Source organism: Kitasatospora sp. NPDC001527, assembly GCF_040298605.1.
Taxonomy (GTDB): Bacteria; Actinomycetota; Actinomycetes; order Streptomycetales; family Streptomycetaceae; genus Kitasatospora.
Window position 1 is genome coordinate 36,815 of sequence record NZ_JBEPAM010000015.1, and the last position, 26,272, is coordinate 63,086.

Annotated in this window: 22 protein-coding genes; 9 read left to right on the plus strand and 13 right to left on the minus strand. The window is 75.0% G+C overall.

What is annotated here, in order from left to right; translation table 11 throughout:
• Window position 1 precedes the first annotated feature (1 nt).
• The 3 genes from ABT238_RS17155 to ABT238_RS17165 all read left to right on the plus strand — a co-directional run bounded on the left by ABT238_RS17155 (window position 2) and on the right by ABT238_RS17165 (window position 6,752).
• Window positions 2-1,873, plus strand: a complete 1,872-nt coding sequence (locus tag ABT238_RS17155) for a non-ribosomal peptide synthetase (RefSeq protein WP_350561430.1) — start codon at window positions 2-4, stop codon at window positions 1,871-1,873.
• An 80-nt stretch (window positions 1,874-1,953) separates the two neighbouring features.
• Window positions 1,954-3,849, plus strand: a complete 1,896-nt coding sequence (locus ABT238_RS17160; protein WP_350762278.1) for a non-ribosomal peptide synthetase — start codon at window positions 1,954-1,956, stop codon at window positions 3,847-3,849.
• On the plus strand, window positions 3,846-6,752 hold the full coding sequence (locus ABT238_RS17165; protein ID WP_350762292.1) for a condensation domain-containing protein: 2,907 nt from the start codon (window positions 3,846-3,848) through the stop codon (window positions 6,750-6,752). The genes ABT238_RS17160 and ABT238_RS17165 overlap by 4 nt, the downstream gene beginning before the upstream one ends.
• 65 nt (window positions 6,753-6,817) lie before the next feature.
• Here ABT238_RS17165 and ABT238_RS17170 read toward each other — a convergent pair whose 3' ends face one another.
• The 7 genes from ABT238_RS17170 to ABT238_RS17200 all read right to left on the minus strand — a co-directional run bounded on the left by ABT238_RS17170 (window position 6,818) and on the right by ABT238_RS17200 (window position 12,200).
• Window positions 6,818-7,195 (minus strand): TcmI family type II polyketide cyclase, encoded by a 378-nt coding sequence (locus ABT238_RS17170; protein ID WP_350561436.1) that lies wholly within the window; start codon window positions 7,193-7,195, stop codon window positions 6,818-6,820.
• 2 nt (window positions 7,196-7,197) lie between these two features.
• Window positions 7,198-7,653, minus strand: a complete 456-nt coding sequence (locus ABT238_RS17175) for an SRPBCC family protein (RefSeq protein ID WP_350762303.1) — start codon at window positions 7,651-7,653, stop codon at window positions 7,198-7,200.
• Between the two features lies 1 nt (window position 7,654).
• Window positions 7,655-7,915, minus strand: a complete 261-nt coding sequence (locus tag ABT238_RS17180; protein WP_350561440.1) for an acyl carrier protein — start codon at window positions 7,913-7,915, stop codon at window positions 7,655-7,657.
• 105 nt (window positions 7,916-8,020) lie between these two features.
• Window positions 8,021-9,262, minus strand: coding sequence for a beta-ketoacyl synthase N-terminal-like domain-containing protein (locus ABT238_RS17185; RefSeq protein WP_350561442.1), 1,242 nt, complete (start codon window positions 9,260-9,262; stop codon window positions 8,021-8,023).
• A gap of 5 nt (window positions 9,263-9,267) precedes the next feature.
• Window positions 9,268-10,527, minus strand: coding sequence for a beta-ketoacyl-[acyl-carrier-protein] synthase family protein (locus ABT238_RS17190; protein WP_350762324.1), 1,260 nt, complete (start codon window positions 10,525-10,527; stop codon window positions 9,268-9,270).
• Window positions 10,524-10,958 (minus strand): cupin domain-containing protein, encoded by a 435-nt coding sequence (locus ABT238_RS17195; protein ID WP_350561446.1) that lies wholly within the window; start codon window positions 10,956-10,958, stop codon window positions 10,524-10,526. Before ABT238_RS17195 ends, ABT238_RS17190 begins: the two co-directional genes overlap by 4 nt.
• A 75-nt stretch (window positions 10,959-11,033) precedes the next feature.
• Entirely contained in the window at window positions 11,034-12,200 is a 1,167-nt protein-coding gene (locus ABT238_RS17200; RefSeq protein ID WP_350762339.1) for a SchA/CurD-like domain-containing protein, read from the minus strand.
• Window positions 12,201-12,505: 305 nt separating this feature from the next.
• Here ABT238_RS17200 and ABT238_RS17205 point away from each other — a divergent pair, with 305 nt between their 5' ends.
• The gene (locus ABT238_RS17205) at window positions 12,506-14,131 is read left to right on the plus strand and encodes an FAD-dependent oxidoreductase (protein WP_350762345.1); all 1,626 of its coding nucleotides are present in this window, start codon (window positions 12,506-12,508) and stop codon (window positions 14,129-14,131) included.
• A gap of 87 nt (window positions 14,132-14,218) precedes the next feature.
• Here the strand turns inward: ABT238_RS17205 and ABT238_RS17210 are convergent, their stop codons facing one another.
• Complete coding sequence (locus tag ABT238_RS17210; RefSeq protein ID WP_350561452.1) at window positions 14,219-15,883, minus strand: APC family permease; 1,665 nt, start codon at window positions 15,881-15,883, stop codon at window positions 14,219-14,221.
• A gap of 473 nt (window positions 15,884-16,356) precedes the next feature.
• Between ABT238_RS17210 and ABT238_RS17215 the strand changes: the two genes are divergently transcribed.
• Window positions 16,357-17,220 (plus strand): EamA family transporter, encoded by an 864-nt coding sequence (locus ABT238_RS17215; protein ID WP_350762359.1) that lies wholly within the window; start codon window positions 16,357-16,359, stop codon window positions 17,218-17,220.
• Between the two features lie 69 nt (window positions 17,221-17,289).
• Here ABT238_RS17215 and ABT238_RS17220 read toward each other — a convergent pair whose 3' ends face one another.
• Window positions 17,290-17,601, minus strand: coding sequence for a hypothetical protein (locus ABT238_RS17220; protein ID WP_350561456.1), 312 nt, complete (start codon window positions 17,599-17,601; stop codon window positions 17,290-17,292).
• Entirely contained in the window at window positions 17,598-17,927 is a 330-nt protein-coding gene (locus ABT238_RS17225) for an SAV_915 family protein (protein ID WP_350762376.1), read from the minus strand. The genes ABT238_RS17220 and ABT238_RS17225 overlap by 4 nt, the downstream gene beginning before the upstream one ends.
• Before the next feature lie 272 nt (window positions 17,928-18,199).
• Between ABT238_RS17225 and ABT238_RS17230 the strand changes: the two genes are divergently transcribed.
• From ABT238_RS17230 to ABT238_RS17240, 3 genes are all read left to right on the plus strand, one after another.
• On the plus strand, window positions 18,200-18,658 hold the full coding sequence (locus ABT238_RS17230) for a helix-turn-helix domain-containing protein (RefSeq protein WP_350561460.1): 459 nt from the start codon (window positions 18,200-18,202) through the stop codon (window positions 18,656-18,658).
• A complete protein-coding gene (locus ABT238_RS17235; protein WP_350762392.1) occupies window positions 18,651-19,097 on the plus strand; it encodes a DUF4180 domain-containing protein in 447 nt (148 codons plus the stop codon). The genes ABT238_RS17230 and ABT238_RS17235 overlap by 8 nt, the downstream gene beginning before the upstream one ends.
• 131 nt (window positions 19,098-19,228) lie before the next feature.
• Window positions 19,229-21,454 carry an NADP-dependent isocitrate dehydrogenase gene (locus ABT238_RS17240; protein ID WP_350762403.1) on the plus strand — a complete coding sequence of 742 codons (2,226 nt, stop codon included), beginning with the start codon at window positions 19,229-19,231 and terminating at the stop codon, window positions 21,452-21,454.
• Between the two features lie 114 nt (window positions 21,455-21,568).
• On the opposite strand, the gene ABT238_RS17245 is transcribed toward ABT238_RS17240, so the two are convergent.
• Window positions 21,569-23,038, minus strand: a complete 1,470-nt coding sequence (locus ABT238_RS17245; protein WP_350762413.1) for an MFS transporter — start codon at window positions 23,036-23,038, stop codon at window positions 21,569-21,571.
• 144 nt (window positions 23,039-23,182) lie between these two features.
• Here ABT238_RS17245 and ABT238_RS17250 point away from each other — a divergent pair, with 144 nt between their 5' ends.
• On the plus strand, window positions 23,183-23,896 hold the full coding sequence (locus ABT238_RS17250; RefSeq protein ID WP_350762426.1) for a TetR/AcrR family transcriptional regulator: 714 nt from the start codon (window positions 23,183-23,185) through the stop codon (window positions 23,894-23,896).
• A gap of 73 nt (window positions 23,897-23,969) precedes the next feature.
• Here the strand turns inward: ABT238_RS17250 and ABT238_RS17255 are convergent, their stop codons facing one another.
• Together ABT238_RS17255 and ABT238_RS17260 are read right to left on the minus strand one after the other, a co-directional pair.
• The gene (locus ABT238_RS17255) at window positions 23,970-24,938 is read right to left on the minus strand and encodes a cytochrome c oxidase assembly protein (protein WP_350561572.1); all 969 of its coding nucleotides are present in this window, start codon (window positions 24,936-24,938) and stop codon (window positions 23,970-23,972) included.
• Between the two features lie 179 nt (window positions 24,939-25,117).
• Entirely contained in the window at window positions 25,118-26,125 is a 1,008-nt protein-coding gene (locus ABT238_RS17260; protein ID WP_350762441.1) for a hypothetical protein, read from the minus strand.
• Window positions 26,126-26,272: the final 147 nt, after the last annotated feature.

The window sequence follows — 26,272 nt, forward strand, 5'->3', positions numbered from 1 at the left end:
CATGACCACCACCCAGGCCCGCCCCGTGCCCGGGCTGCTGCCCGGCCTCTCCGTCGCCCACGGCCGCCCGCACCGCGACGGCGCCGTCCTCGACCTGTTCACCAGCTGGGCCCGCCGCACCCCGTACGCCCCCGCCCTGATCGACGGCGACCTGACCCTGGGCTACGCCGAACTCGACCGCCTCGCCGACGAGGTGGCCGGTCAGCTGGCCGAGCGGGTACGGCCCGGCGACCTCGTCGGGCTCTGCCTCGACCACTCCGCCGCGCTGGTCGCCACCACCCTGGCCGTCGCCAGACTCGGCGCCGTCCACCTGCCGCTCGGACCGCGCCCCGGCGAGCGCCGGCTGCGGGCCGTCGCCGAACAGCTGCGCCCCGTCTGCCTGGTCGGCGACCCGGCGCTGCTGCCGCCCGCCCATCGGGACGGCCGGCACCGCCCGCTCACCGCCCCCGGTGCGCACGGCGTGGTGGCCGCCTTCGCCGACCCGGCGCGGACCGGCGGCGCGCAGGCCGTGCGGGCCCCCAAGGGCACCCAGTACACCGTGCTCACGTCCGGCTCCACCGGCCTGCCCAAGGCCGTCGCCGTCGGCCCGACCGCACTCGGCGCCCTGCTCACCTGGTACCGCGAGCTGACCGGCCTCGGGCCCGGCGACCGGCACAGCCTGCTCATCGGCGTCGCCTTCGACCCGCACCTGATGGAGCTGTGGGCCGCCCTCAGCTCCGGCGCGGCGCTGGTCGTCGCCCCCGACGCGGTCCGCTGGGACCCGGCCGCGCTCACCGACTGGTGGCGCGCCGCCGGCATCACCGTCGGCGTGCTGCCCACCCCGCTCGCCGAGCCCGTCCTGGACCGCCCCTGGCCCGGCGGCCTGCCGCTGCGCCACCTCATGATCGGCGGCGACCGGCTGCGCCGGGCCCCCGGCCCGGACGTCACCGCGACCGTCCACAACGCCTACGGCCCGGCCGAGGCCACCGTGGTCACCACCGTGCACACCATGGCCCCGGGTGTCGGCCACGGCACCGGCGCGCCGCCGATCGGCCGCCCGATCCCCGGCGCGATCGTCCTGGTGACCGACGAGCACGGCCGCCCGCTGCCGCGCGGCGAGGCCGGCGAACTGCGGATCGGCGGCCGGGGCCTGGCCATCGGCTACCTCGACGCCGGCCTCACCGCCGAGCGCTTCGTCTCCGCGCCCGACGAGGTCGACGGCACCGACCGGGTCTACCGCACCGGCGACCGGGTCCTGATGCGCCCGAACGGGGTGCTGGAGTTCCTCGGCCGGCTGGACGACCAGGTCAAGGTCAGCGGCGTGCGGATCGAGCCGGCCGAGGTCGAGGCCGCCCTCGAACGCGACCCCCGGGTGCGGCGCGCCGCCGTGGTCGCCCGCCCGGCCCCGGCCGGCGGCGCCCAGCTGCTCGCCTTCGCCCAGCCCGCCGCCGAGGGCGAGCCGGCGGACGGCGCCCTGCTGCTGGACGCCGTGCGGGCGTGGCTGCCCGAGCAGGCCGTGCCGAGCGTCCTGCGGCTGGTCGACACCTTCCCGCTGGACGCCAACGGCAAGATCGACCGGGCCGCGCTGCTCAAGGCCGAGGAGGCCGCCGCCCAGCAGGGCGGCCAGGGCGGCGCGCAGCCCGGGGAGGAGCGGGCCACGCCCGCCGAGCGGACCGTCCTGCGGCTCTGCCGCGAACTGCTCGGCCGCACCGGCCTGACCCTCGCCGACAACTTCCTTGACGCGGGCGGCACCTCCGTCACCGCGGCCCGGCTGCTGGCCGCCCTGGAGGAGGAGTGCGGCGTGCGACTGCGCGCCCCCCTGCTGCTTCGCCAGCCGGACCTGCGCGCCGTCGCGCGGCTGCTCGACGAGCGCCGTACGAGCGCCGCCGGCTGACCGGCCGCCTCCCCGTCCTCTTCCCACCCTCGCAGAGCGCCCCGGCACGCCGCCGGGGCGCTCGGAAGGCTGACCTCCTCATGACCTCTCCCGCCGCCACGACCACCGCCACCACCGTCCCGGCCACCGTCCCGGCGCTCGTCGCCCGGCAGGCCGCCGAGCGCCCCGACGCGCTCGCCGTCACCGACGGCAGCGCCCCCCTCACCTACCGCGAACTCACCACCGCCGCCGCCCGGTTGTCCGCCGAGCTGACCGCCCGCGGGGTCCGCCCGGGCACCGCCGTCGGCCTGCTGTGCGCCCGGGCCGCCCGCCTCCCGGTCGCCCAGCTCGCCGTCTGGTGGGCCGGCGGCCACGTCGTGCCGCTCGACCCGGCCTACCCGCGGCCGAGGCTGCGCGCCATGCTCGACGGCGCCGACGTCCGGCTCACCCTCGGCGACAAGGCGCTGCTGGCCGAGGCCGGCCTGCCCGGGGAGCACGTCCTGGTCCTCGGCGAACTCGGCCCCACCGCACCCGATGCCGCCGGCCCCGTGACGCCGCACCCGCCCGGGCCCCCGGCCCCGGACGCGGCCGCCCTCGTCTACTACACCTCCGGCTCCACCGGCCGCCCCAAGGGCGTCCTCGTCCCGCACAGCGCCGTCACCGACCTGGTCACCGCCGCCGACGGCCCCGCCCTCGGCCCCGGCGACCGGGTGCTGCACCACTCGCCGGTCGCCTTCGACGCCGCCACCTTCGAGCTGTGGGGCCCGCTGGCGCGCGGCGCCGCCGTCGCGCTCTGCCCGGCCGAACGCCCCAGCGCCGAGGAACTCGCCCGCGACGTCGAGCGGTTCGGCGTCACCACCGCCTTCCTCACCACCGCGCTGTTCCACCAGCTGGCGGCCCGCCGCTCGCGGATCTTCGGTGTGCTGCGCACCGTGCTGGCCGGCGGCGAGGCGCTCTCCGCGGAACACGCCCTCGCCGTGCTGCGGGCCTTCCCGTGGCTCGACCTGTTCAACGTCTACGGCCCCACCGAGGCCACCACCTTCACCACCCTGCACCGGGTCCGGCCCGCCGACGGCACCGGACCGGTGCCGATCGGCCGCCCCTTCGGCGGCGCCCGGACGCTGGTCCTCGACGAGCACCGCCGGCCCGTGCCCGACGGCACCCGCGGCGAACTGTGGATCGCGGGCGAGCGGGTGGCGCTCGGCTACCTCGGCCGGCCCGAGCTGACCGCCGAGTGCTTCGCCGACCTTCCCGGCGCCGGGCGCGCCTACCGCACCGGCGACCGGGTGCTCCGGCGCCCCGACGGCGTGCTGGAGTATCACGGCCGGCTGGACGACCAGGTGAAGGTGCGCGGCTTCCGGATCGAGCCCGGCGAGGTCGAACACGCCCTGCGGAGCCTTCCCGAGGTGGCCGAGGCGGCGGTCGTGGTCCGCCGGGCCGGCCGCGAGGACGCCGCCCTCACCGCCTGCATCGTCCCCGCCGAGGGCGTCCGCCCCGTACCCGAGGCGCTGCGCCGCCGACTCGCCGAACGGCTCCCGGCCCACATGGTGCCCACCGCCTGGACGGTGCTGGACGCCCTGCCGCTCACCGGCACCGGCAAGGTCGACCGGCGCGCGCTGGCCGCCGACGACGCCGGCCCGGGCGGCACCGGGCCCGGCCCGGACGACCCGCCGGCCTCCGCCGCGCTGACGCCGATCCAGCAGGTGGTCGCCGCCGCCTGGTCGCGCGCTCTGGAGCACGAGGTGACGGCCGCGGACGCCGACTTCTTCGCCGAGGGCGGGCACTCGCTGCTCGCCATGTGGGTGGTCGACGACCTCCGCGAGGACCTCGGCGTCGACCTGCCGCTCGGCGACTTCCTCGACCACCCGACCGTCGCCGGCCAGGCCGCACTGCTCGAACGCGCCCTGCTGGCGGCCGAAGCCGCCGAAGCCGCCGAAGCCGCGCAGGCCGCCGACTCCGCCGAGTCCGCGAAGAGCCCCGAGGAGCCCGCCCGATGACCGCCCCCGCCGACCAGGCAGCCCAGGCAGCCCAGGCCGACCTGCTCCGCCGCGCCCGCCGCCGTGCCTCCGTGCCCACCACCCGACCCGGCCCGGTGCCCCCCGGCCCGGTGACCCGCGGCACCGGCCCCGGCCCGGCCCCGCTCTCCCACGCCCAGCAGCGGATGTGGCTGATGGAGCGCCTCGGCCAGGGCGGCCCGCGCTACCACGTCCCGCTCGCCACCCGGCTGCGCGGCCCGCTGGACCTCGACGCCCTCGCCGCCGCGCTGACCGCCCTCACCACCCGCCACCACGTCCTGCGCACCCGCTACGCCCGGCAGGACGACGAGCGCCCCCTCCAGGAGACCGCGCCCGCCGCCCCCGTCCCGCTGCCCGTCCGCGACGCCACGCCCGAGGCCGCCGGCGCCCTGCTGCGCACCGAGGCGGCCCGGCCCTTCGACCTCGCCACCGGCCCGGTCCTGCGCGCCCTGGCCGTCCGGCACGCCCCCGACGACCACACCCTGCTGCTGACCCTCCACCACATCGCCGTGGACGGCTCCTCCCTGCCCGTCCTCGCCGCCGACCTCGCCGCGCTCTACGCCGCCGCGGTCGAGGGCCGCCCGTCCGGGCTGCCCGAACCGGAGCTCCAGTACGCCGACTACGCCCGCTGGGAGCGCGCGGACGACGACCGGCTCGCCGCCGCGGCCGCCGAGCGGGCCGCCCGGCTGGCGGGCGCGCGTCCGCTGCCCCTGCTGCGCGCCGTGCCGCCGGGCACCCCCGAGCGCCGCGCCGTCCTGCACGCCGCCCCGCTCGCCGCCGACACCCTCGACGGCCTGCGCCGGCTCGGCGCCCGGCACGGGGCGACGGCGTTCACGGTCGTCCTGGCCGCCGCCTTCGCCGCCCTGCGCACCGCCACCGGCGGGTCCGACCTCGTCCTCGGCTGCGCGGGCGGCCACCGCGCCCGGCCCGAACTGCGCCGGCTGGTCGGCCTCCAGGTCAACACCCTGCCCGTGCGCGCCCACCTGCCCGGGCCCGGCGGCGACCCGGCCTTCACCGAGGTGCTGGCCGCCGTCCGCACCGCCCTGCTCGACGCCCAGGAGTACCACGACGTGCCCTTCGACCTGGTCGTCGAGCGCCTCGGCCCCGCGGCCCGGGGCGAGGACGGCACCCCGCTGCTCGCGGTGAGCTGCGACCTGGTCCGCCCGCCGGAGCCGCTGGCGCTGCCCGGCCTCACGGCGGAGGCGGTCGAGGTGGACCTCGCCCTCGCCAAGTTCGGCCTGACCCTGCTGGTCGAGGACGGCCCCCGGCCGCGCTGCCTGCTCCAGCACGACCCGGCGGCCCTGGACGAGCCGACCGGCCGCCGTCTGCACGCCGCCTTCGCCGACCTGCTCACCGCGGTGGCGGCCGATGCCGACCGCCCGCTCTCCCGGCTCCCCGGCGAACGGCTCACGGCGCCCGCGCCCACGTCCGCGCCCGCCGCGAGCGACCACCCCGCCGTCACCGCCCTGCTCGCCGACCCCCGGGTCACCGACGCCGCCCTCCACCTCGCCGACCACGGCCCGGCCCTCGCCTACGCGAGCGTGCGCGGCCCGGTCGCCCCCACCGGCGCCGAACTGCGCGCCACCCTGCGCCGCCACCTCGCGGCGCCCACCCGACTCCCGCTCGCCGTCACGCTGCTGGACCGCATCCCGCGCCGCCCCGACGGCACCCTCGACCCCACCCGCCTCCCGGGCCTCGCCACCGCCCACCTGAGCGCCGTGCTCGACGCCTTCGCCGACCTGCTCGGTACGCGCCCGGCGGCGGACGGCGACTTCCTGCGGCTCGGCGGCCACTCCCTGGTGGCGGTGCAGCTGGCCGAGCGGCTGCGCGGCAGGCTGGGCCTGCCGCTGACTGGCCTCGACGTCCTGGAACGGCGCACCCCGCACGCCCTGGCCGCCCTGCTCGCCACCCGCGCCGCCGAACGCCGGAGCACCGAACGCCGAACCACCGAGCAGCAGGGCACCGCTCGCCGGACCACGACGCGCTCCGCGCCGGCCGGGACGGTGCTGCTCACCGGCGCCACCGGGGGCGTCGGCGCCGCCGTGCTGCAGGAACTCCTCGCCCAGGGCCGCCCGGTGCGGGCGCTGGTCCGCCCCGAGTCGGCCCACCTGGTGGCCGGCGCCGGCGTCGAACCGGCCGAGGGCGACCTCGCCGACCTCGACAGCCTGCGCCGGGCCGTCGAGGGCGCGGACACCGTCATCCACGCCGCCTGCACCTTCACCGAGCACGCCGTCGACCTCGCCGCGATGCGCGCCCTGGTCGACGGGTGGCGCGGCACCGCCGGGTTCGTCTTCGTCAGCAGCATCGACGCCTACGGCCGCCCCGCCCCGGGCGAGGTCCCCGAGGGCGCCCCCTCCTCCGGACCGCTCAGCCCGTACGGCCGGGCCAAGCTCGACTGCGAACGGATCCTGCTGGACGCCGCCCCGCGGGCCCGCGGCCCGGTCGGCGTGGTCCGCTCGCCGATCGTCTGGGGCCCGCACCGGCGGCTGCGCGACCAGCTCCGCTGGGGCGCCACCGGCGCGCTCTACCAGGCCGCGCTGGCCGGCCGGCCGCTGCTCCTGCCGCCCGCGGACGCCGGCTGGTCGGGCGCGGCCTGGGTGCACTCGGCGGCGCTCGCCCGGGCCGTCGCCGAGAGCGCCGTCCGGGCGCCGGGCCGGGTGGTCAACGCGGTCACCGGCCACGTCTCCTGGGCCGACTTCACCGCCGAACTGGTCCGGCTGCTCGGCTCGTCCAGCCCCGTGGCGCACGGCCCGGACGCCGACCCGGAGCTGCTGCGCCCCTGGCGCTACCGGGCCGACGCGCTGGCCGGGGCGCTGCGCCCGGAGCCGGGGGAGGACTGGCGCGGCGTGCTCGCCGCGATGACGGCCGGGCCCGCCACCGGCTGAGCACGGCGGACACCCCGGGACCTCTCCGGTCCCGGGGTGTCCGCCCGACCACGGCCGGCGCGCCCTCAGCCGCGCCGCTCCCAGCGGTAGAACTCGCGCGCCATCGCGTCCTTCGGCCCCCGCCAGGTGGCCGGGTCGTACGCCTGGACGTACGCGGTGAGCGCGTCGCTGATCGCCCGGAACTCGGGGTGGCCGGCCACCTGGGCGACGGCCGGGCCCGGCGGGCGGTCCGCCTCGATCAGGTGCAGGTAGACGTCGCCGAACTGGAACAGGCTCCGGCCCGTCACGCCGATCAGGTGCGGCAGTTCGCCCCGGTTGTCGGACTCGCCGAACACCTCGGCGATGCCGGCGGCCGCGTCGGGCTTCATCCGGGCGACGATCAGGGCGCGGTGGGTCTGCGCGGTCCCGGGCACGCTCCCGGGGGTGGTCACGGGGGATGCCATGATCAGACCTCCGCCGCCTTCTTCTCGACCTTCTCGCGGATCAGCTGCATCTGGATCCGCGAGTTGCGGTTGATGTGGTTGACCATGCCGTCGTCGTCGACGGGCGCGGTGGGCTTCATCGCGAAGTCCTGCACCCAGCGCATCCGGGTGCCGGCCGGTACCTCGGCGTACTCCCAGCGGATGTCCATGAACTCGAACGGGCCGGGTTCCACGCGCCGGGCGCTCACCGCCAGCTCGGTGCGGTCGGTGATGCGCTCGGAGACCCAGCTCCACACCTTGCCGTCGTCGTCCGGGTGCATGGTGAGGCGGAACCGCACCCGGTCGCCCTCGCGCTCCAGTACCTCGACGGAGGCGTACTCGCTGAACAGCTGCGGCCAGTTCTCCAGGTCGTTGGTGATCTCCCAGACCAGGTCGAGCGGGGCCGCGATGACGATCTCGTTGTCGGTGTGTCCGGGCATCTCAGGCACCCGCCTTCGCGGTGACGGCGGAGTTGACCAGGTCCAGGAACTCGGCCGGGGTCTTGGCCGACTCCGCGCCGTTGGTGACCTTCACGCCGTGCCGGTTCTCCAGCTCGCCGACCACGCCGAGCAGGCCGAGGGAGTCCACGCCGAACTCGTCGAAGGCGGCGCCGGGGCGCTCCAGCTCGGCCGGGTCGATCACGACGCCGGCCCGGGCCTGGATGAGCGCCGCGAGTTCGGGATAGTTGAGGGTGTTGCTCACGGGGGTGTCCCTTCGTTGCGAGCGAGTGGTGAGCGAGTGTCTGGGCGGGTGATCGGGTGATCGGGTGATCGGGGGAGCAGGGGCTCGGGGGAGCGGGGACGGGAGTCAGGACGGCTCGCCGCGCCGGAGCACCAGTGCCGCGTTGGAGCCCATCAGCCCGCGGCTGAGCACCAGCGCGGTGCGCAGCTCGGCCGGGCGGGCGCGGCCGGTCACCAGGGCGAGCTCGTGGGCGACCTCGGTGACGTTGGGGGTGGGCGGCAGCACGCCGTCCTCCATGGCGAGCACGGCGGCGGCGGTGTCCAGCGCGGGCGCGCCGCAGTAGGCCCGCCCGGTGCCGGCCTTGGGGGCGGTGACCGGGACCCGTTCGGCGTAGGGGCCGAGCGCGTCGGCCAGCGCCAGGGCCTCGGCGCGGTCGGCGGCCGGGACGCCGAGGGCGTCGGCGAAGACCACGTCGACCTCCTCCGCCGCGATCCTGGCGCGCTCCAGGGCGATCCGGATCGCCGCGGCCAGGCCCTCCCGGGACTCCGCCCAGCGGGAGGCGCCGGTGAAGGTCGCGCCGTGGCCGGCGACGTGCGCCCGGACGGCGGCCCCGCGCCGGCGGGCGGTCGCCTCGTCCTCCAGCAGCAGCATCGCGCCGCCCTCGGCGGGGGCGAAGCCGGCCGCGTCGGGGGAGAACGGCAGGTAGGCCCGGTCGGCCCGGTCGGCGAGGCTCAGCTCGGGGTAGCCGAGCTGGCAGACCATCGAGTACGGCGCGAGCGGGGCCTCGGCGGCGCCGACCACCACCGCGTCGGTGCCGTTCTCGACGGCCCGGGCGGCGTGCGCGATCGCGTCCAGGCCGCCGGCCTCGTCGCTGGCCACCACCCCGCACGGGCCCTTGTAGCCGCCGCGGATGGAGATCTGGCCGGTGCTGGCCGCGTAGAACCAGGCGATGGACTGGTAGGGGCCGACGAACTGCGGCCCCTTGCCCCAGAGTTGCTGGAGCTCGCCCTGGCCGAACTCGCCGCCGCCGGAGCCGGCCGCGGTCACCACGCCGACCGCGTAGGGCTGTTCGGGGTCGGGGACGAAGCCGGCGTCCGCCACCGCCTGGTCGGCGGCGGCCATCGCGTAGTGCGTGAACCGGTCGGTCTGCACCAGGTAGCGGCTGTCGATGGTGGCCCGGGGGTCGAAGTCCCGTACCTGGCCCGCGATGCGCAGCGGGAGGTCCGCGCAGCCCTCACGGGATATCCGGTCGAGGACGCTCACGCCCTGCCGGGTGGCCTTCCAGAAGGCATCGGCCCCCACGCCGTTCGGCGCCACCACACCCAGGCCGGTGATCACCGCCCGGCGGTTCCGCTGACGTGACGTCATGGTTCTCACCCCGTTCTTGTGAGCACGACGGCGGACTGGAATCCGCCGAATCCGCTGCCGACCGACAGGATGGTGCGCAGCGGCAGCTCCCGCGCGGTGCGCGGCACGTAGTCGAGGTCGCACTCCGGGTCGGGCGTCTCGTAGTTGGCGGTCGGCGGCACCACGCCGCGGTGCAGCGCGAGGGTGCAGGCGACCACCTCGATGGCGCCGATCGCGCCGAGCGAGTGCCCGACCATCGACTTGATCGAACTCATCGGCGTCCGGCGGGCGTGCTCGCCCAGCGAGCGCTTGACGGCCGCCGTCTCGTGCCGGTCGTTCTGCTTGGTGCCCGAGCCGTGCGCGTTGACGTAGTCGACGTCGGTGCGGTCGACCTGCGCGTGGGCGAGCGCGTGGTCGATGGCCCGGGACATCTCCAGCCCCTCCTGGGTGAGGCCGGTCATGTGGTAGGCGTTGCCGAAGGTCGAGAACCCGCCGATCTCGCCGTAGATCCGCGCGCCGCGCCGGCGGGCGTGCTCCAGCTCCTCCAGGACCAGGACGGCGCCGCCCTCGCCGAGCACGAAGCCGTCGCGGTGGGCGTCGAACGGCCGGGAGGCGTGCGCCGGGTCGTCGTTGCGTTCGCTGGTGGCCTTGATGGCGTCGAAGCAGGCGACGGTGATCGGCGAGATCGGCGAGTCGGAGGCGCCGGCGACGCAGATGTCCGCGCGCCCGTCCTCGACCGCCTGGAAGCCGTAGCCGATGGCGTCCAGACCGGAGGTGCAGCCGGTGGAGACGGTCTGCACCGGGCCGTGCGCGCCGGTCCGTTCGGCGACCGCCGAGGCGAGCGTGCTGGGCGCGAAGGCCCGGTGCAGCTGGGGCTCGGCGAGCCGGTGGTCGACGTCCCAGCGGGCGCCGCCGGCGCTGACCAGGGCGTAGTCGTGCTCCAGGCGGGTGGTGCCGCCGACGGCGGTGCCGAGCGAGACGGCGATCCGCCACGGGTCCTCGGCGGCGAGGTCGAGCCCGGCGTCGGCGAGCGCCTCGTCGGCCGCCACCATCGCGAACTGCACGTAGCGGTCGGCCCGTTGGACGTCGTCCGGACCGAGCCCGTGGGCCGCCGGGTCGAAGTCGCACTCGGCGGCGATCCGGGAGCGGAACCCGGCGGGGTCGAAGAGCGTGATGCCCCGGGTCGCCGTCCGCCCGGCGGTGAGGAGGTCCCAGAACGCCGGGACCCCGACCCCTCCGGGCGCGACCACGCCGATACCGGTGACGGCGACCCGACGGCGGCTCACGAACCCACCTTGGCGTGTTCCGGCGGCCCCGAGTTGACCACCGGCCCGGTCTCCTCGGTGTCGACGTGGCCGAGTTCGGGGCGCGGGGCGAGCGGGCCGAGGTGGAAGACCATCTTGGCCACCGAGTCGCCGACGTTGCGGAACCGGTGGCGCATGTTGATCGGGATCATCAGGCCCTGCTCGGGCTTGAGCACCCGGGTCTCGCCGTCCAGGTCCACCTCCAGGTCACCGGTGACGACGAAGACGAACTCCTCGGAGTACGGGTGGTAGTGCTCACCGATCCGCTCGCCGGGCTGCACGATGGCCAGGCCCATGAACCCGCTGGTGGCGCCGCAGGTGGTCGGGGTGAGCATGGCGCGCAGGTCGCCGCCGCGCCGGCGGTTCTCCGGCGCCTCGGAGACGTGCACGATCCGTGGGTACTGCGTGGACATGGGTTCTTCCTTCTCTTGCCGGAGCTACTTGCCGGAGCTGCTTGCCGGGGCTTCTCTTGCCGGGGTGCGTGGTGGTCAGGAGTCCTGGGAGGTCCGGTCGGTGACCGGGTTCATGCTGCGGGCGGCGAGGAAGGCGCGCAGTCCGGCGTCGGTGCGCAGGTCGCCCTCCGGGCCGAGGTCGAGCAGCCGGCCCAGCACGGTGGCCTCGCGCTCGCCGGCCACGCCGAGCGTCGCCGCCGGGTCCGCCTCCGGCGGCAGCCGCAGGTCCACCAGGCGCACCACGACGTCCTCGCGGTGGAAGACGGTGCTCGCGGCGACCGGGCCGGTCGGGTCGGCGGTGGCCAGTTCGTCGTAGTCGGCGAGCAGGTCGGTGACCGCCTTCCCGTTGCCGGGCTTCACCGGGTACAGCACCGCGTGCCGGTGCAGCCGCCCGGAGGCGGGGGAGCCGGCGACGGCCTGGTTGGCGGCCGGCAGCGCGGCCCGGGCGAAGAAGGCGCGCGCCGCCTGCGGGTCGCCCAGCTGGCGGGCCTCCTCCAGGTACGGGTTGATCGCCTCCTCGACGGCCCGCACCTCGGGCTGCATGGCGACGTGCCGCAGCGCGTCGCCGAGGCTGCCGATCACCTCGACCGCGCGGACCACCCGGTTGCCGTGCATGAACAGCGAGGTGCGGCGCAGCCGGGTGGTCCCGTCCACCTCCGCGCGGGGCGAGGTGTAGCCGGACAGGATCCGGGCCACCTCCGGCGCGCTGCCGGGCTTGACGGTGAAGGTGAGCGCGTGCCGGACCACGCCGTCCGGGCCCGGGTCGGCCTTCGGCGGGCCGGCCTGTCCGGCGGGGGCGGTGCGCGGCAGGTCGGACGGCACCTCCACCGGCTGGCGGCTGCCGGTGGCGCCGGCGGCGGAGGTCTCCCGGAGGATGGCGTAGCGCAGGGAGCGGAAGGTGTCGCTGACGCAGCCGTGCATCGGCTTGACCATCTCCCGGTGGGCCGGGCTGTCCACCCACTCCAGGAAGGTCTCCTGGTCCTCCCACTCGCTGGTGATCAGCCACTGGCGGGGGTCGTTGATGGACTGGCAGAGCTGGTCGCTGACGTGGCCGGGCACGGTCGCGACCTGGTGGCGCAGCTGCTCGTACACGTCCATGAAGCGCTGCTGGGCGCCGTCCTGGATCTCCAGCATCAGCACCACCCGCAGCCGGGTTTCGGAGGGGGAGTGCTGCCGGGCGGGCGGTTCGGACAGAGTCGTCATGATCCACTTTCTGCTTCTGGGCCGCGCGCGTCGGGGGCCGCGAGCGGCGGCGCCGGTGCCGGAGGGGGCCGGGCGGCCCCCGGCGGGAGGGGTGCAGCGGTGGCGGTGGGCCACCAGGCCTGAGGTCGATCGTGCGCGGCGCTTCCGGGTGGCGCGAGATATGCGGGCCATCCGGGCGAAGGGACGGCACAACGCCTCCGGCACGGGGGACTGATAGGACCGGGCCGCCGTGCCCGCGCGCCCCGCCGAGGGCCGCGCCGAGCCCCGCACTCGGCCCCGAACTCCCGTACAGGCTGGAGCAATTGATGAATCCGAAGGTGGACGACCGGGTACCGGTCCTGATCGTCGGCGGCTCGTTGGTCGGGCTGTCGGCCTCGCTCTTCCTGGGCCGACTGGGTGTCAGGCACCTGCTCGTCGAGAAGCACGCCGACACCTCGCATCACCCGCGTGGCCGAGGCAACAACGTGCGGACGATGGAGCTCTACCGGGTGGCCGGGATCGAGACGGCGATCCGCGAGGCGGCGTCGGTGCTGGCCCCGAACCACGGCATCCTGCAGGCCCCCTCGCTGACCGGCGAGGAGCAGGAGTGGCTGTTCCGGGAGATCGACCCGGGCGGGCGGCTGGCCCGGTTCAGCCCCAGCTCCTGGTGCCTGTGCAGCCAGAACGACCTGGAGCCGGTGCTCCGCCGCGCGGCCCGCGAGCTGGGCGCCGGCATCCGCTTCGGCACCGAGCTGCTCTCCTTCGAGCAGGACGCCGAGGGCGTGACGGCGCTGCTGCGCAGCCGGGAGACCGGTGAGGAGCGGGTCGTGCGGGCGGACTACCTGGTCGCGGCGGACGGCCCGCGCAGCCCGGCCCGCACCCGGCTGGGCATCGGCCAGAGCGGCAAGGGCGAGCTGTTCCACAACGTCAGCATCACCTTCCGGGCGAAGCGGCTGGCCGAGGTGGTGGGCGACCGCCACTTCATCGCCTGCTACCTCACCAACCCGGAGGCGGACGGCGCCCTGCTGCCGGTGGACAACCGGGAGGAGTGGGTGTTCCACGCGCCGTGGCACCCGGAGGACGGCGAGCCGCTGGAGGCGTTCAGCGACGAGCGCTGCGCCCGGCACATCCGGGCCGCGGTCGGGCTGCCCGACCTCGACGTCGAGGTGACCGGAAAGGCCCCGTGGCACGCCGCCGAGCGGGTCGCCGAGCGCTACTCGGCCGGCCGGGTGTTCCTGGCCGGGGACTCGGCGCACGAGATGTCCCCGACCGGCGCGTTCGGCTCCAACACCGGCATCCAGGACGCGCACAACCTGGCCTGGAAGCTCGCCGCGGTCCTCTGCGGCTGGGCCGGACCGGGCCTGCTGGAGACCTACGGGCAGGAGCGCCGGCCGGTGGCGCGGGTGACCGGCGAGCGCGCCTCGGCCCGCTCCGCCGAGCACAGCCACCCCGGGTACGCCGTCGTCCCGGGCGTCGGCCGGCAGGCCGGGGTGCTGTCGGTGGCGCTCGGCTACCGCTACCGGGAGGGCGCGGTGCTCGGCACCGACCCGGCCGGCGCGGTCGTCCCCGACTCCTTCGAGTCCTCGGGCGAGCCGGGCAGCCGGGCGCCGCACCAGTGGCTGCTGCGGGCGGGTGTGCGGCTGTCCACCCTCGACCTGTACGAGCAGACGATGGTGCTGCTGACCGGCTCGGCGGGCACCGCCTGGCGGGACGCCGCCCGCCGCGCGGCGGACCGGCTGGCCGTCCCGCTGGACGCCTACCGGATCGGCGAGGGCGCGGACGACGACCTGGCCCCCGAGCCGGGCACCGACTTCGCGGCCCTGCACGGCATCCGCCCCGACGGCGCCCTGCTGGTGCGCCCCGACGGCTTCGTCGCCTGGCGCTGCGAGCACCCCGCGGACGACCCGGAGGCCGCCGTCGAGTACGCCCTGCGCGCGGTGCTGGCGCTGTAGGCCCGGGACACCGCGGAAGGGCCCGCCGGGTGGCTTCGATCCGGCGGGCCCTTCCGCATGTCCGGCGAGGGGATGTCCGTCGGGGGGTCAGTGACCGCCCTCGTCGACCACCTCGACGTCCTCGATGTTCCGCTCGATGATCTCGGCCGGCAGCGCGACCCGGATCGCCCAGTAGTAGATCCCCAGGGAGAAGACGGCGACCACCGCCATGTCCCACCACATCGGGATCCGGCCGGTGCCGTCGCCGAAGCCGCCCTGCCAGGAGATCAGGCCCAGGCCCAGCAGGTAGGCCGGCAGCCACTGGGCGGCCCGCCAGTCCATGTGCGGGGCGTTCGGCAGGCCCTTGCGGATGGCGTACGTGGCGTAGCCGCCGAGCAGCAGGTAGCCGATGACGATCGCGATGCCCAGGCGGGACAGGGTGTGCCAGCCGGACCAGTAGATGATCAGGCTGGAGACGATGAAGGCCGCCGGGGAGACGATCGCGCCGGCGGGCAGGCGGTACGAGCGCTCGCGGGCCGGCAGCCGGCGGCGCAGGGCGCCGAAGGCGAGCGGGGCGCCGGCGTACATCAGCACGCTGGCCGAGGTGATGAAGCCGACCAGCTCCTGCCAGCTCGGGAAGGGCATGAAGCAGATGACGCCGGTGACGAACGACATGATGAGGCCGAACCACGGCGCGCCGCGCTTGTCGACCCGCTCGAAGAGCTGCGGGGCGTAGCCGTTCTTGCTCAGGCCGTACGCGATGCGCGAGGTGGAGGTGGTGTAGATCAGGCCGGTGCCGCCGGGGGAGACGATGGCGTCGAAGTACAGCACCCAGGCCAGCCAGCCGAGGCCGACCAGGGTGGCGAGGCCGGCGAACGGGCCGTCGATGCCGGGGAAGTCGAGGTTGTCCCAGCCGCCGGCGAAGGTGGAGGCGGGCAGTGCGGCGATGAAGACGACCTGCAGCAGCACGTAGATCGCGGTGCCGATGGCGACCGAGCCGAGCACGGCGCGGGGGATGTCGCGCTTGGGGTTCTTGCTCTCGCCGGCCAGCTGGATCGCCTGCTCGAAGCCGAGCAGGGCGAAGATGATGCCGCTGGCGCTGACCGCGGTCAGCACGCCCTTGACGCCGAACGGGGCGAAGCCGTGCGAGGTGAAGTTGGAGCCGTGGAAGTTGCTCACCGCCAGCACGAAGATCGCGAACAGCGGGACGAAGATCTTCAGCCAGGTGGCGGCGCTGTTGGTGCGGGCGAGCACCCGCACGCCGAGGAAGTTGACCGCGACGAACAGGCCCATCAGCAGCACGGCGACGACCATGCCGCTCGGGGTGAGGGTGCCGTTGTCGTTGAGGAATCCCTGCGCGAACTCCCAGTGCCCGGCGTAGCCGATCATCGCCTCGACCTCGATGGGCGCGACCGTGGCGGCCTGGAGCCAGGAGAACCAGCCGAAGGACATGCCGGCCAGCCCGCCGAAGGCGTAGTGCGGGTAGCGGGCGGTGCCGCCGGCGACCGGGAACATGCCGCCGAGCTCGGCGTGCACGAAGGCGAGCAGGACGATGGCGACCGCGCCGATGCCCCAGGAGACGAGCGCCGCCGGTCCGGCGACGACGACGGCGTTCTTCGCGCCGTAGAGCCAGCCCGAGCCGATGATCGAGCCGACCGAGGCCCACATGAGCCCGATGAGGCCGACCTCGCGGCGCAGCGACCGGTGGGTGGTGGTGCCGGGGGTGGAGCCGGTGCTCGTGCCGGGCGGGGAGAGCTGGTTGAGGGAGGCCATGCGCAATCTCTCTGTGGTGAGGGTTCTCCGGGGGTACGGAGCGCGGAGAGTTGCCACACAATAGGCGGATGCAGAGACATCTGCACAGGTTTCCTTACCGAATGGTTACCTACTTCGCGGGATATCCCCGCAGGTAGGAGGCCGTCTGTTCAGGTGCCCGTTACGCTACCTGCGGGTAATTCCACGATTTGAGCGTCCATTGAGCTTCGGTTCGTGTCCGTGCTAAGGAGTGCGATCCGGGGGGTTGTGGAAATGGCTCCGTCCGTAGGGAAACGCGGCCGCGGCACACCCGCTGTATGGTGACGCCCATGCGTTCCCGGATCCTGCCGCCGCCCGTCCGCTAGCGGGCGGCCCCTCCACGCGCACCGCAGCCCGGCGGCTCCGCCGTTCCCGGGCCGATGAGCGCCGCCCGCGCCGCCGGTGGACCTCATCCGGCCGGGCCGTGCCCGGCACTCGTCGTGGAGAACGAACGCATGACCACTCATGCCGCCGTGCCGTTGCGGCACGGCCTGCTGTCCATCTCGGCCGCCGCCGTCGCCTGGGGCGCCGGCGGGGCCGTGGCCGCCCTGCTGATGGGCGCCGCCGGGCTCGGCCCGGTCGCCGTCTGCGCCTGGCGGTTCGCCGTCGCCGCCGGCTGCCTCGTCCTGCTGCCCGCCCGCGCCGCCGCCGGGCCGCGGCGCTCCGCCGTGCTCACCGGGCTCGGGCTGGCGGTCAGCCAGTGCGCCTACTTCGGCGCGGTGCGCTGCGCCGGGCTCGGCCTCGGCACCCTGGTGACCATCGGCGCCGGGCCGGTGCTCACCAGCCTCGGCGCCCACCTGCTGCTCGGCGAACGGCTCACCGGCCGGGCGGTGGCCGCCAACCTGCTCGCCGTGGGCGGGCTGGTGCTGCTGGTGGCCGGCCCCGCCGGCGGACCGAGGCCCGTCCTCGGGATGGCGCTCGCCGTGCTGGCCGGCGCCGGGCAGAGCGGGCTCACCCTGTGGGCCCGCGCCGGCGGCACGGCCCGGGCCTCGGCCGGGGCCTTCGCCACCGGCCTGCTCTGCCTGCTGCCGCTCGCCCTCGCGGTGGAGGGCGGCGTGCTGCCGTCCACCGGGGCGCCGCTGCCGACGGCGGGCGCCCTGCTGTTCCTGGGGACGGTGCCCACGCTGCTCGCCTACCGCTGGTACTTCGCCGGTCTGGCCACCGTGCCGGGGGCCACCGCGGCGGTGCTGGTCCTGCTCGAACCGGCCACCGCCGCCGTCCTCGGCGTGGCCTGCTTCGGCGAACCGCTCACCCCGGCCCTGCCGGCCGGCTCCGCCCTGCTGCTCGCCGCCATCGCCGCACTCACCCGGCGGCGGTAGCCGGAGGTGCCCCGCGCCCGCCCGCCCGCTGTCCGGGCGGCGGGCGGGCGCGGGAACCCCGGGGCGGTGTCAGGGCACCGGGCGCAGGGTCGGCCGGGCGGGGAGCAGGGCCCGCAGGACGAGGTCGACGTGGACGTGGGCGGCGCCGGCGCGGAGCAGGGCGGCGGAGACGGCGCGTAACTCCTCCGGGCCGGTGCAGGCGAGCCGCAGTTCGAGGTCGGCGTCGCCGGCCAGGGCCAGGCCGCTCTGCACGGCGGGGATCTCGGCGGCCAGCCGGTCGAAGTCGAGCGGGACCGGGCCGAAGCTCACCCGGGCGAGGGCCTGCAGCGGGCGGGCCGGCTCGGGCTGCGGCGCGCCGGGGACCAGGTGGAGTGCGCTCACCGGCGCTGGAGCCGTGCGCCGGAGCGGGAGGCGGGGTGCCCGGAGGCCGGGCGGACGGCCCCGGCGGTGGCCGGGCCGCTCACCGGCGAAGCGACCAGGCGGGGGTCCAGGACCAGTTCGTCGATGCCGAGCGGCGCGGTGAGCGCGCGCAGCGCCGGTTCGCCGAGTTCGACGGTGGCCTGCTCCGGGCCGAGCAGCTCGGCGAGCGCGCCCGCGGAGCTGAAGCCGACGGCGCAGCGGCGGCCGTCGCGCAGGCGGAAGAGGCGGAGGGAGGTGGTGCGTCCGGTGACGGTGACCGGGACGTGCCAGACGACGACGCGGGCCATGCGGGTGCTCCCGAGTGGTGGAGTGTGGGCCTGCCGGAACTGCTCGACCGCGCGGAACCGTTCGTGACGCTCCCGCGCTGATGCTTCGACGCTAGGGCCGGTGCGGGCGCACGGTGAACAGTCCTGACGCAGCGTTGACCGAATGGTGCACCGCGTTGACGAAGTCCTGACGGTCGGGTGTACCGCTCATCGGACGGCCTTCCTCATCCTTCCCTATCCGTCCCTGTCGCATGGTAGTTTGCGTCATCAAACGACATCCCAGGGAGGCGCCGGTGCCGGAGCAGTACCCGGAGTACTTCTCGGTCGAGCAGGTTGCCGAACTGCTCGGCCTGCACGTGCGGACGGTCCGCGGCTACGTCCGCGACGGCCGGCTGCGCGCGGTCAGGATCGGCAAGCAGTACCGGATCGCCCGCCGCGACTTCGAGGACTTCACCGGGGCCCCGGCCTGCGCCGGCGAGCCCGCGGAGCCCGCGCCCCGGGGGCCGCTGCACGCCGAGGCCTCGACGGTGGTCCAGATCGACGCGATCGGCGTCCGCGAGGCCGCCCGGCTGTCCAACACCCTGGTCGCGATGGTCGCCGGCCCGCGCGAGGGCGGGGTGCCGCTGCGCATCGAGACCCTCCACCACGAGGAGCGCTCGACCCTCAAGGTGATCATCCTCGGCTCGCCGGCCGACACCGCCGAACTGCTGCTGCTGGTCCACACGTTGACGACGGAGAACCGCCATGACTGAGCCGCCCCGCACGCCCGCCGCCGCGCCCGCCCCCGTCACGCCGGACACCGCCGCCGGCCCGGCCGACCCCGCCGGTCCCGTCGTGCTGCGGCTGCCCGCCGAGGGTCCGGTGGTCCGCGACGCGGGCGCCGGGGCGGACCTGCTCGGCGAGGCCTTCGGCGCCGGCGCCGAGTGGCTGGTCGTGCCCGCGGCCCGGTTCGGCGAGGAGTTCTTCACGCTGAGCACCAGGATCGCCGGGGAGATCACCCAGAAGTTCGCCCAGTACCGGGTCGGCCTTGCCGTCGTCGGCGACATCTCCCGCCACACCGGGGCGAGCGGGGCGCTGCGGGACTTCGTCCGGGAGAGCAACCGGGGCCGGCAGCTGTGGTTCCTCGCCGACGAGGCCGGGTTCGACGCCCGCCTCGGCGCGTCCCGCGCCGCCCGCGGCGGGGCCGCCTGACCCGCTCCGCTTGCCCCTCGGCCGCGCCGGGACGACCGTGGAGCTGATCCGGATCCGGGGGGAGGTGGAGCGGAGGGGCGGTCACGAGATATCTTGACGTCAAGACGTTGGAGACGTGAAGCGGAGTACCGATGACTGACTCGACCATCATCTATACGCACACCGACGAGGCGCCGGCCCTGGCAACGTACTCGTTCCTGCCGGTGGTCCAGGCGTACGCCTCGACGGCTGGCGTGAAGGTGGAGACTCGCGACATCTCCCTCGCCGGGCGAATCATCGCGAGCTTCCCGGAGCGTCTGACCGAGGACCAGCGGATCGGCGACGCCCTCGCCGAGCTGGGCGCCCTCGCCAAGACCCCGGGCGCCAACATCATCAAGCTGCCGAACATCTCGGCCTCCATCCCGCAGCTCAAGGCCGCCGTCGCCGAGCTGCAGGCGCAGGGCTACGCGCTGCCGGACTACCCGGACGACCCGCAGACCGACGAGGACAAGGACGTCCGCGCCCGCTACGACAAGGTCAAGGGCAGCGCCGTCAACCCGGTCCTGCGCGAGGGCAACTCGGACCGCCGCGCCCCCGCGTCGGTCAAGAACTACGCCAAGACCCACCCGCACCGCATGGGCGCCTGGTCGGCCGACTCCAAGACCAACGTCGCCACCATGGGCGAGAACGACTTCCGCTCCACCGAGAAGTCCGCCGTGATCGCCGCGGACGGCGCGCTGCGCATCGAGCTGGTCGCCGAGGACGGCGCCACCACCGTGCTGCGCGAGTCGGTGCCGGTGCTGGCCGGCGAGGTCGTGGACGCCTCGGTCATGCGCGCCGCCGCGCTGAACGAGTTCCTGGCCGCGCAGGTCGCCAAGGCCAAGGCCGAGGGCGTGCTGTTCTCGGTGCACCTGAAGGCCACCATGATGAAGGTCTCCGACCCGATCATCTTCGGCCACGTGGTCCGCGCCTTCTTCCCGCAGACCTTCGCCAAGTACGGCGAGGTGCTGGTCGCGGCCGGCCTGAACCCGAACAACGGCCTCGGCGGCATCCTGGCCGGGCTGGAGAACGTCCCGCACCTGGGCGCGGAGATCAAGGCCTCCTTCGAGGCCGAGCTGGCCGAGGGCCCGGCCCTGGCCATGGTCGACTCCGACAAGGGCATCACCAACCTGCACGTGCCGAGCGACGTCATCGTCGACGCCTCGATGCCGGCCATGATCCGCACCTCCGGCCACATGTGGGGCCCGGACGGCCAGGAGGCCGACACCCTCGCCGTGCTGCCGGACAGCAGCTACGCGGGCGTCTACCAGGCCGTCATCGACGACTGCCGCGCCAACGGCGCCCTGGACCCGGCCACCATCGGCTCGGTCCCGAACGTCGGCCTGATGGCCCAGGCCGCCGAGGAGTACGGCAGCCACGACAAGACCTTCGAGATCGCGGCCGCCGGCACCGTCCGCCTGGTCGACGCCGCCACCGGCGAGGTCGTCCTGGAGCAGTCCGTCCAGCCGGGCGACATCTTCCGCTCCTGCCAGACCAAGGACCTGCCGATCCGCGACTGGGTGAAGCTGGCCGTCACCCGCGCCCGGGTCACCGGCAACCCGGCCGTCTTCTGGCTGGACGAGACCCGCGCCCACGACGCGGTGCTGATCGAGAAGGTCAAGACCTACCTGGCGGACCACGACACCGCCGGCCTGCAGATCGAGATCCTGGCCCCGGTCGAGGCCACCGCGTTCTCGCTGGAGCGCATCCGCCGCGGCGAGGACACCATCTCGGTCACCGGCAACGTGCTGCGCGACTACCTGACCGACCTGTTCCCGATCCTGGAGCTGGGCACCAGCGCCAAGATGCTGTCGGTCGTCCCGCTGATCAACGGCGGCGGCCTGTTCGAGACCGGCGCCGGCGGCTCCGCCCCGAAGCACGTCCAGCAGCTGGTCAAGGAGAACTACCTGCGCTGGGACAGCCTGGGCGAGTTCTTCGCGCTGGCCGCCAGCTTCGAGCACCTGGCCCGGACCACCGGCAACGCCCGCGCCCAGGTGCTGGCCGACACGCTGGACCGCGCCACCGGCACCTTCCTCAACGAGGACAAGTCGCCGAGCCGCCGCCTCGGTGGCATCGACAACCGCGGCAGCCACTTCTACCTGGCCATGTACTGGGCCCAGGAGCTGGCCGGCCAGACCGAGGACGCCGCGCTCGCCCAGGCCTTCGAGGGCCTGGCCAAGGCGCTCGGCGAGCAGGAGCAGACCATCGTCGAGGAGCTCGTCGCGGTGCAGGGCTCGCCGGTCGACCTGGGCGGCTACTACCAGCCGGACCCGGCCAAGGCCGCGGCCGTGATGCGCCCGTCGAAGACCCTCAACGAGGCGCTCTCCAACCTCGCCTGACGGCCCTCGCCTGACGGCGCACGAGGTGAACCCGGGAGGCCCCGGAGGTCCGGTACCGGACCTCCGGGGCCTCCCGGCCGTACGAGGGGCACCGAGGGCGTGGCCGACACGCCCTCAGTGCCCCTCGCCCTCCGGCCGGGCCTGCCGGGGGAGCAGGAAGGCGGTCAGGAAGGCCGCCGCGAGCAGCAGGGCGACCAGGCCGTACGTCCAGCCGGCCGCGTGCCGGAAGCCGTCGGTGCGGGCCCAGCCGAAGAACGCGGTGCCGAGCAGCGCGACGCCGATCGAGCCGCCGAGCTGCTGCTGGGCGTTGAGGACGCCGGACGCCGAGCCGGTCTCGGACTCCTCGACCCCGGCCAGCGCGATGTCGAAGAACGGCGCCATGATCAGGCCGAGGCCCAGGCCGGTGAGCGCGAGCGCCGGGATCAGCTGCCGGCTGCCGAGGTCCGCGGCGCCGTGCTCGACGGTGGCCCACAGGCCCAGCGCGCCCGCGGCGGCGACGGCCATGCCGGCGTGCAGCACCCGGCGGCCGTGGCGCGGGGCCAGCAGCCCGCCGGAGAGGACGGCGCCGGCGACCACGCCGATCGACAGCGGGATCATCGAGAGCCCGGCGTGCAGCGGCGTCCAGCCGAGACCGAGCTGCAGGTACAGGGTGAAGACCAGCAGCAGCCCGGAGAGCGCGGCGAAGAACACCAGCCCGGTCGCGAGCGCCGAGACGAAGGGCCGCTTGGCGAACAGCGAGGGCTCGATCAGCGGGGTGCCGCCGCGCCGCAGCACGCCGCGCTGGTGGCGGGTGAAGAGCCACAGGACCGGCACCGAGGCGGCCATCGAGAGGAAGCACCACAGCGGCCAGTCCAGCTCCCGGCCCTGGACCAGCGGGTAGACCAGCAGCAGGACGGCGAGGCCGAGCAGCAGCACGCCGACGGGGTCGAGCCGCCCGTCGCGTCCGTCGCGTCCGTCGCGTCCGTCGCGGTCGGCGGGCAGGATCCGGGCGGCGGCGAGCACCGCGAGCAGGCCGACCGGCAGGTTGATCAGGAAGACGGTCCGCCAGCCGAGCCCGAACAGGTCGGCGTCGGTGAGGTAGCCGCCGAGGGTGGGCCCGAGCACCGAGGAGAGCCCCAGCACGGGGCCGAACAGGCCGAAGGCGGTGCCCAGTTCCTTGGGCGGGAACATCGCCTTGATGAGGCCGAGCCCCTGCGGGATGAGCAGCGCCGCGCACAGGCCCTGCACGGTCCGCGCGGCGACCAGGGTTCCGGCGCCGGGCGCGGCCGCGCAGAGCACCGAGGCGAGGGTGAAGCCGGCCGCGCCGAGCACGAACAGGCGCTTGCGGCCGAAGAGGTCGCCGAGCCGGCCGCCGGTGATCAGCAGCACGGCGAAGGCGAGCGTGTAGGACGCGGTGATCCACTGGATCTGGGCGTCGCCGCCGCCGAGGTCCTGGCGGACGGCGGGCGCCGCGACGCCGACGATCGTGGTGTCGAGGAGGTCCATCACCTCGGCGGCGAGGATGACGGCGAGACCCGCCCAGCGCAGCCGGTAGCCGGTGGACGGGGGTGTGGCGGCCGCGGGAGCGGCGATCTGACTGGTCATGGAGGTGCTCTCCGGAATCAGAGCTGTCGACGAACGCCGTTCGTCACAACGAACACTGTTTGCTTCAACGAACAGTGTTCTCCCATGGAACGGTGTTCGTGTCAAGTAGTCTGGGAGGCCGTCGCCGATCACGAAGGAGCTCCCATGACCAGTGCCGCCTCGCGTTCCGGCTGGCCCGAGCACTGGCAGGGCGGGGCGAAGGCCGCCCCGAGGCGGCAGCCGCTGAGCCGGGAGCGGATCGTCGACGCGGCGCTGCGGATCGTCGACGCCGAGGGCATGGACGCGCTCAGCATGCGCCGCGTCGGCCAGGAACTGGGCACCGGCGCCGCCAGCCTCTACGCCCACGTCGGCTCCAAGGAGGAGTTGCTCGAACTGGTCCTGGACCAGGTCTACGCCGACATCGAACTGGAGCCGGCCGACCCGGCGCGGTGGCAGGAGCAGGTCAAGCGGCTGCTGCGGACCTCTCGCGACGCGCTGCTCTCGCACCGTGACCTGGCCAGGGCCGCGGTGGTCGCCAACGTCCCGGTCACCCCGCACGCGATGGACATCGCCGAGGCCATGCTCGCCATGCTGCGGGCCGGCGGCCTGGACGAGCAGACCGCCGCGTACGGCGTCGACCTGCTCGGCCTCTACACCACCGCGACCGCCTTCGAGGCCTCCACCCGGGGCGGCGACGACACCGAGGCCTTCGGCGAGCGGATCCGCGACTACTTCGCGACCATCCCCGCCGAGCGCTACCCGATGATGACCTCGATGGCCGCCGCGCTCACCCGCAACGTCGGCGACGAGCGCTTCGAGTTCGGCCTGGACATCCTGGTCGCCGGCCTGGCCCGGCAGGCCCCGGGCGGCGGCGCCTGAACGCGGTGCCCGGAAACGCCGGAGCCCCCGTCCGGGATCGGACGGGGGCTCCGGCGTCGGGCCGTGGCGGGGGTCAGCCGGCGTCGGCGGCCGGGCGCCGGCTGCGCTGGTCCAGCGAGGCCAGGTAGGCGTTGTACGCCGCCAGCTCGGCGTCACCGCTGCGGTCCTCGGCGCGGTCCCGGCGGCGCGAGAGCCGCTGCTCCGAGCCCATCCACTGGTAGACCAGCGCGATCAGCACGATCGCGGTCGGGATCTCGCCGAACGCCCAGGTGATGCCGCCCGCGAGCTTCTGGTCGGCCAGCAGGTCGGTGCCGGGCGGTGCCATCTCGGTGGTGAAGGTGTTCACCAGCTGGTGGTTGGCCATCATCACCGCGACGCCGAAGAACGCGTGGAACGGCATGCCCATGAACAGCTCGATGATCCGCATCACATGGCCGGGCCGGTGCGGGCCCGGGTCCACGCCCATGATCGGCCAGAAGAACACCAGACCGGTCGCCAGGAAGTGGACCATCATGAAGATGTGCCCGAGCCGGTACTGCATGAGGAAGTCGAACAGCGGGGTGAAGTAGACGCCGTACAGGCTCGCGATGAACAGCGGGATGGTGAACGCCGGGTGCGAGACCACCTTGATGTAGGTCGAGTGCAGCAGCGCCACCAGCAGCTCGCGCGGCCCGCGCGGTCGGCCCTTCCCGGCCGGCCGCAGGGCGCGCAGCGCCAGGGTGATCGGCCCGCCGAGCAGCAGCAGGATCGGCGACAGCATGGAGAGCACCATGTGCTGCATCATGTGCGCGCTGAACAGCACCATGCCGTAGTCGTTCAGGCCGGTGCAGGTGACCAGGATCACCGTGCCGATGCCCAGCACCCAGGCCACCGTGCGCCCGATCGGCCAGCTGTCGCCGCGCCGCCGCAGCCGCACCACGCCGGTGAGGTACAGCGCGAGCGCGGCCAGGCTGCCGATCAGGAACACCCAGTCGGGGGACCAGGTGAGCACGTTGGAGAGCGAGAAGGGGCCGAGTTCGGTCATCCCGCCGTGGTGGTGCATGCCTGACATTCCGTCGCCCATCGGCGGGTCCTGCTTTCCGTCCTCGCGGCCCCTGGATGGGTCCGGTTCGCCCGTTTTGCTTCGACGTACAGCCTAGGCGGCCCTTACCCCGGCCGGTTCCCCGGCCCCCGTCGCGCCGGATTCCGGCCGTTCCCGCGCGACGGGGGTGCGGACGGGTCTCAGCGCGCTCCCCAGGGGTCGGGGCGCGGTGCCCCGGCACGGCCCGGTGCGTGGGTGCGGTGCGGTTCCGGCGGCTTGGAGGAGTCGGAGCCGAGGGCGCGCAGGGCGAACACCGTGGTCAGATGGGCGGAGCCGAAGTAGATGGGGACGCGGCCGGTGCGGAAGTAGGCGTGCGCGGGCCAGGCCCCGTCCGGCCGCTGCCGGCCGGCGAGCTCCGCCCGGTGCCCGTGGCGGTCCCCCGGGGCGGCGCAGGTCTCCGCGCAGATGATGAACAGCGCCAGGTCCAGGGCGTTCGTCGGTGCGGGGAGGGCGGCGCAGGCGTTCCGCAGCAGTGGCCCGAGCCTGGTCGCGCAGTCGTGGCACACGCCGCACAGGCGTGCGACGGCGTGGAGGAAGGCGGCCGGCGAGGGGTAGTAGCGGGTTCCCCCGAGGTAGCGCCCGGACCGGAGGTGGTCCTCGACGTGGCGGAGGGTGGCGTCGACGGTCCGCCGGCCCTCGTGGCTGTCGTGCTGTTCCGCGAGGTGCAGGGTGCGCAGGACGTTGGCACTCACGACCGCGTCGTGCTTGCGGCCCCTCGGCCGCGCCAGCGGCTCCGCGCCGTCCTCCCAATACACCATGACGGCACCCGGCAGCAGGCCGTCCCGCGCCGAGGACTCCGGGGCGCCGGCCGCGAGCAGTTCGCGCGCGCTCGCGGCCAGCCGGGACGGCCGCAGGGCGTGGTGGCGGTGCAGCCCGGCCGCGGCGAGCGCGGTGCAGTCCGTGTCGGCGGCGAACTCCCGCACCGTCGGGAAGAAGCGGTACCGGCCGCGCCAGTGGCACGCCTCGACCCGGCGGATCAGGGCGGGGAGCAGGGCCTGGGCGCGTTCCGGTGGCGGGTGGGGCAGGTTGTCGAGCGCGAGCATCGCCGAAAAGCCTTCGTCGCGCGGTTCGAAGTCGAGATCGATTCCCAGCTCGGTACGGGCACGGCGGACCACCTCGTCGGCGGCGACCGGCGCGCTGATGTCCATCTCGAAGGCCAGGGAGGCCGGGGGGAGGGTATCGGTCCGGGCGGACAGGAATTCCCAGCCGCGTTCCACCGCGGTTCGCTCGCTCGAGGTGGGCGCGGGAACCGGGGGCGCGGTCGTTGTCTTCCGATTGACGGTCATCACTTTTCC

What these genes read in the sequence shown, in the direction of transcription:
- ABT238_RS17155 (WP_350561430.1), top strand. Translation starts at nt 2, where the DNA reads ATGACCACCACCCAGGCCCGCCCCGTGCCCGGGCTGCTGCCCGGCCTC.
- ABT238_RS17160 (WP_350762278.1), top strand. Translation starts at nt 1,954, where the DNA reads ATGACCTCTCCCGCCGCCACGACCACCGCCACCACCGTCCCGGCCACC.
- ABT238_RS17165 (WP_350762292.1), top strand. Translation starts at nt 3,846, where the DNA reads ATGACCGCCCCCGCCGACCAGGCAGCCCAGGCAGCCCAGGCCGACCTG.
- ABT238_RS17170 (WP_350561436.1), bottom strand. Translation starts at nt 7,195, where the DNA reads ATGGCATCCCCCGTGACCACCCCCGGGAGCGTGCCCGGGACCGCGCAG.
- ABT238_RS17175 (WP_350762303.1), bottom strand. Translation starts at nt 7,653, where the DNA reads ATGCCCGGACACACCGACAACGAGATCGTCATCGCGGCCCCGCTCGAC.
- ABT238_RS17185 (WP_350561442.1), bottom strand. Translation starts at nt 9,262, where the DNA reads ATGACGTCACGTCAGCGGAACCGCCGGGCGGTGATCACCGGCCTGGGT.
- ABT238_RS17195 (WP_350561446.1), bottom strand. Translation starts at nt 10,958, where the DNA reads ATGTCCACGCAGTACCCACGGATCGTGCACGTCTCCGAGGCGCCGGAG.
- ABT238_RS17200 (WP_350762339.1), bottom strand. Translation starts at nt 12,200, where the DNA reads ATGACGACTCTGTCCGAACCGCCCGCCCGGCAGCACTCCCCCTCCGAA.
- ABT238_RS17205 (WP_350762345.1), top strand. Translation starts at nt 12,506, where the DNA reads ATGAATCCGAAGGTGGACGACCGGGTACCGGTCCTGATCGTCGGCGGC.
- ABT238_RS17210 (WP_350561452.1), bottom strand. Translation starts at nt 15,883, where the DNA reads ATGGCCTCCCTCAACCAGCTCTCCCCGCCCGGCACGAGCACCGGCTCC.
- ABT238_RS17215 (WP_350762359.1), top strand. Translation starts at nt 16,357, where the DNA reads ATGACCACTCATGCCGCCGTGCCGTTGCGGCACGGCCTGCTGTCCATC.
- ABT238_RS17225 (WP_350762376.1), bottom strand. Translation starts at nt 17,927, where the DNA reads ATGGCCCGCGTCGTCGTCTGGCACGTCCCGGTCACCGTCACCGGACGC.
- ABT238_RS17235 (WP_350762392.1), top strand. Translation starts at nt 18,651, where the DNA reads ATGACTGAGCCGCCCCGCACGCCCGCCGCCGCGCCCGCCCCCGTCACG.
- ABT238_RS17240 (WP_350762403.1), top strand. Translation starts at nt 19,229, where the DNA reads ATGACTGACTCGACCATCATCTATACGCACACCGACGAGGCGCCGGCC.
- ABT238_RS17245 (WP_350762413.1), bottom strand. Translation starts at nt 23,038, where the DNA reads ATGACCAGTCAGATCGCCGCTCCCGCGGCCGCCACACCCCCGTCCACC.
- ABT238_RS17250 (WP_350762426.1), top strand. Translation starts at nt 23,183, where the DNA reads ATGACCAGTGCCGCCTCGCGTTCCGGCTGGCCCGAGCACTGGCAGGGC.
- ABT238_RS17255 (WP_350561572.1), bottom strand. Translation starts at nt 24,938, where the DNA reads ATGCACCACCACGGCGGGATGACCGAACTCGGCCCCTTCTCGCTCTCC.
- ABT238_RS17260 (WP_350762441.1), bottom strand. Translation starts at nt 26,125, where the DNA reads ATGGACATCAGCGCGCCGGTCGCCGCCGACGAGGTGGTCCGCCGTGCC.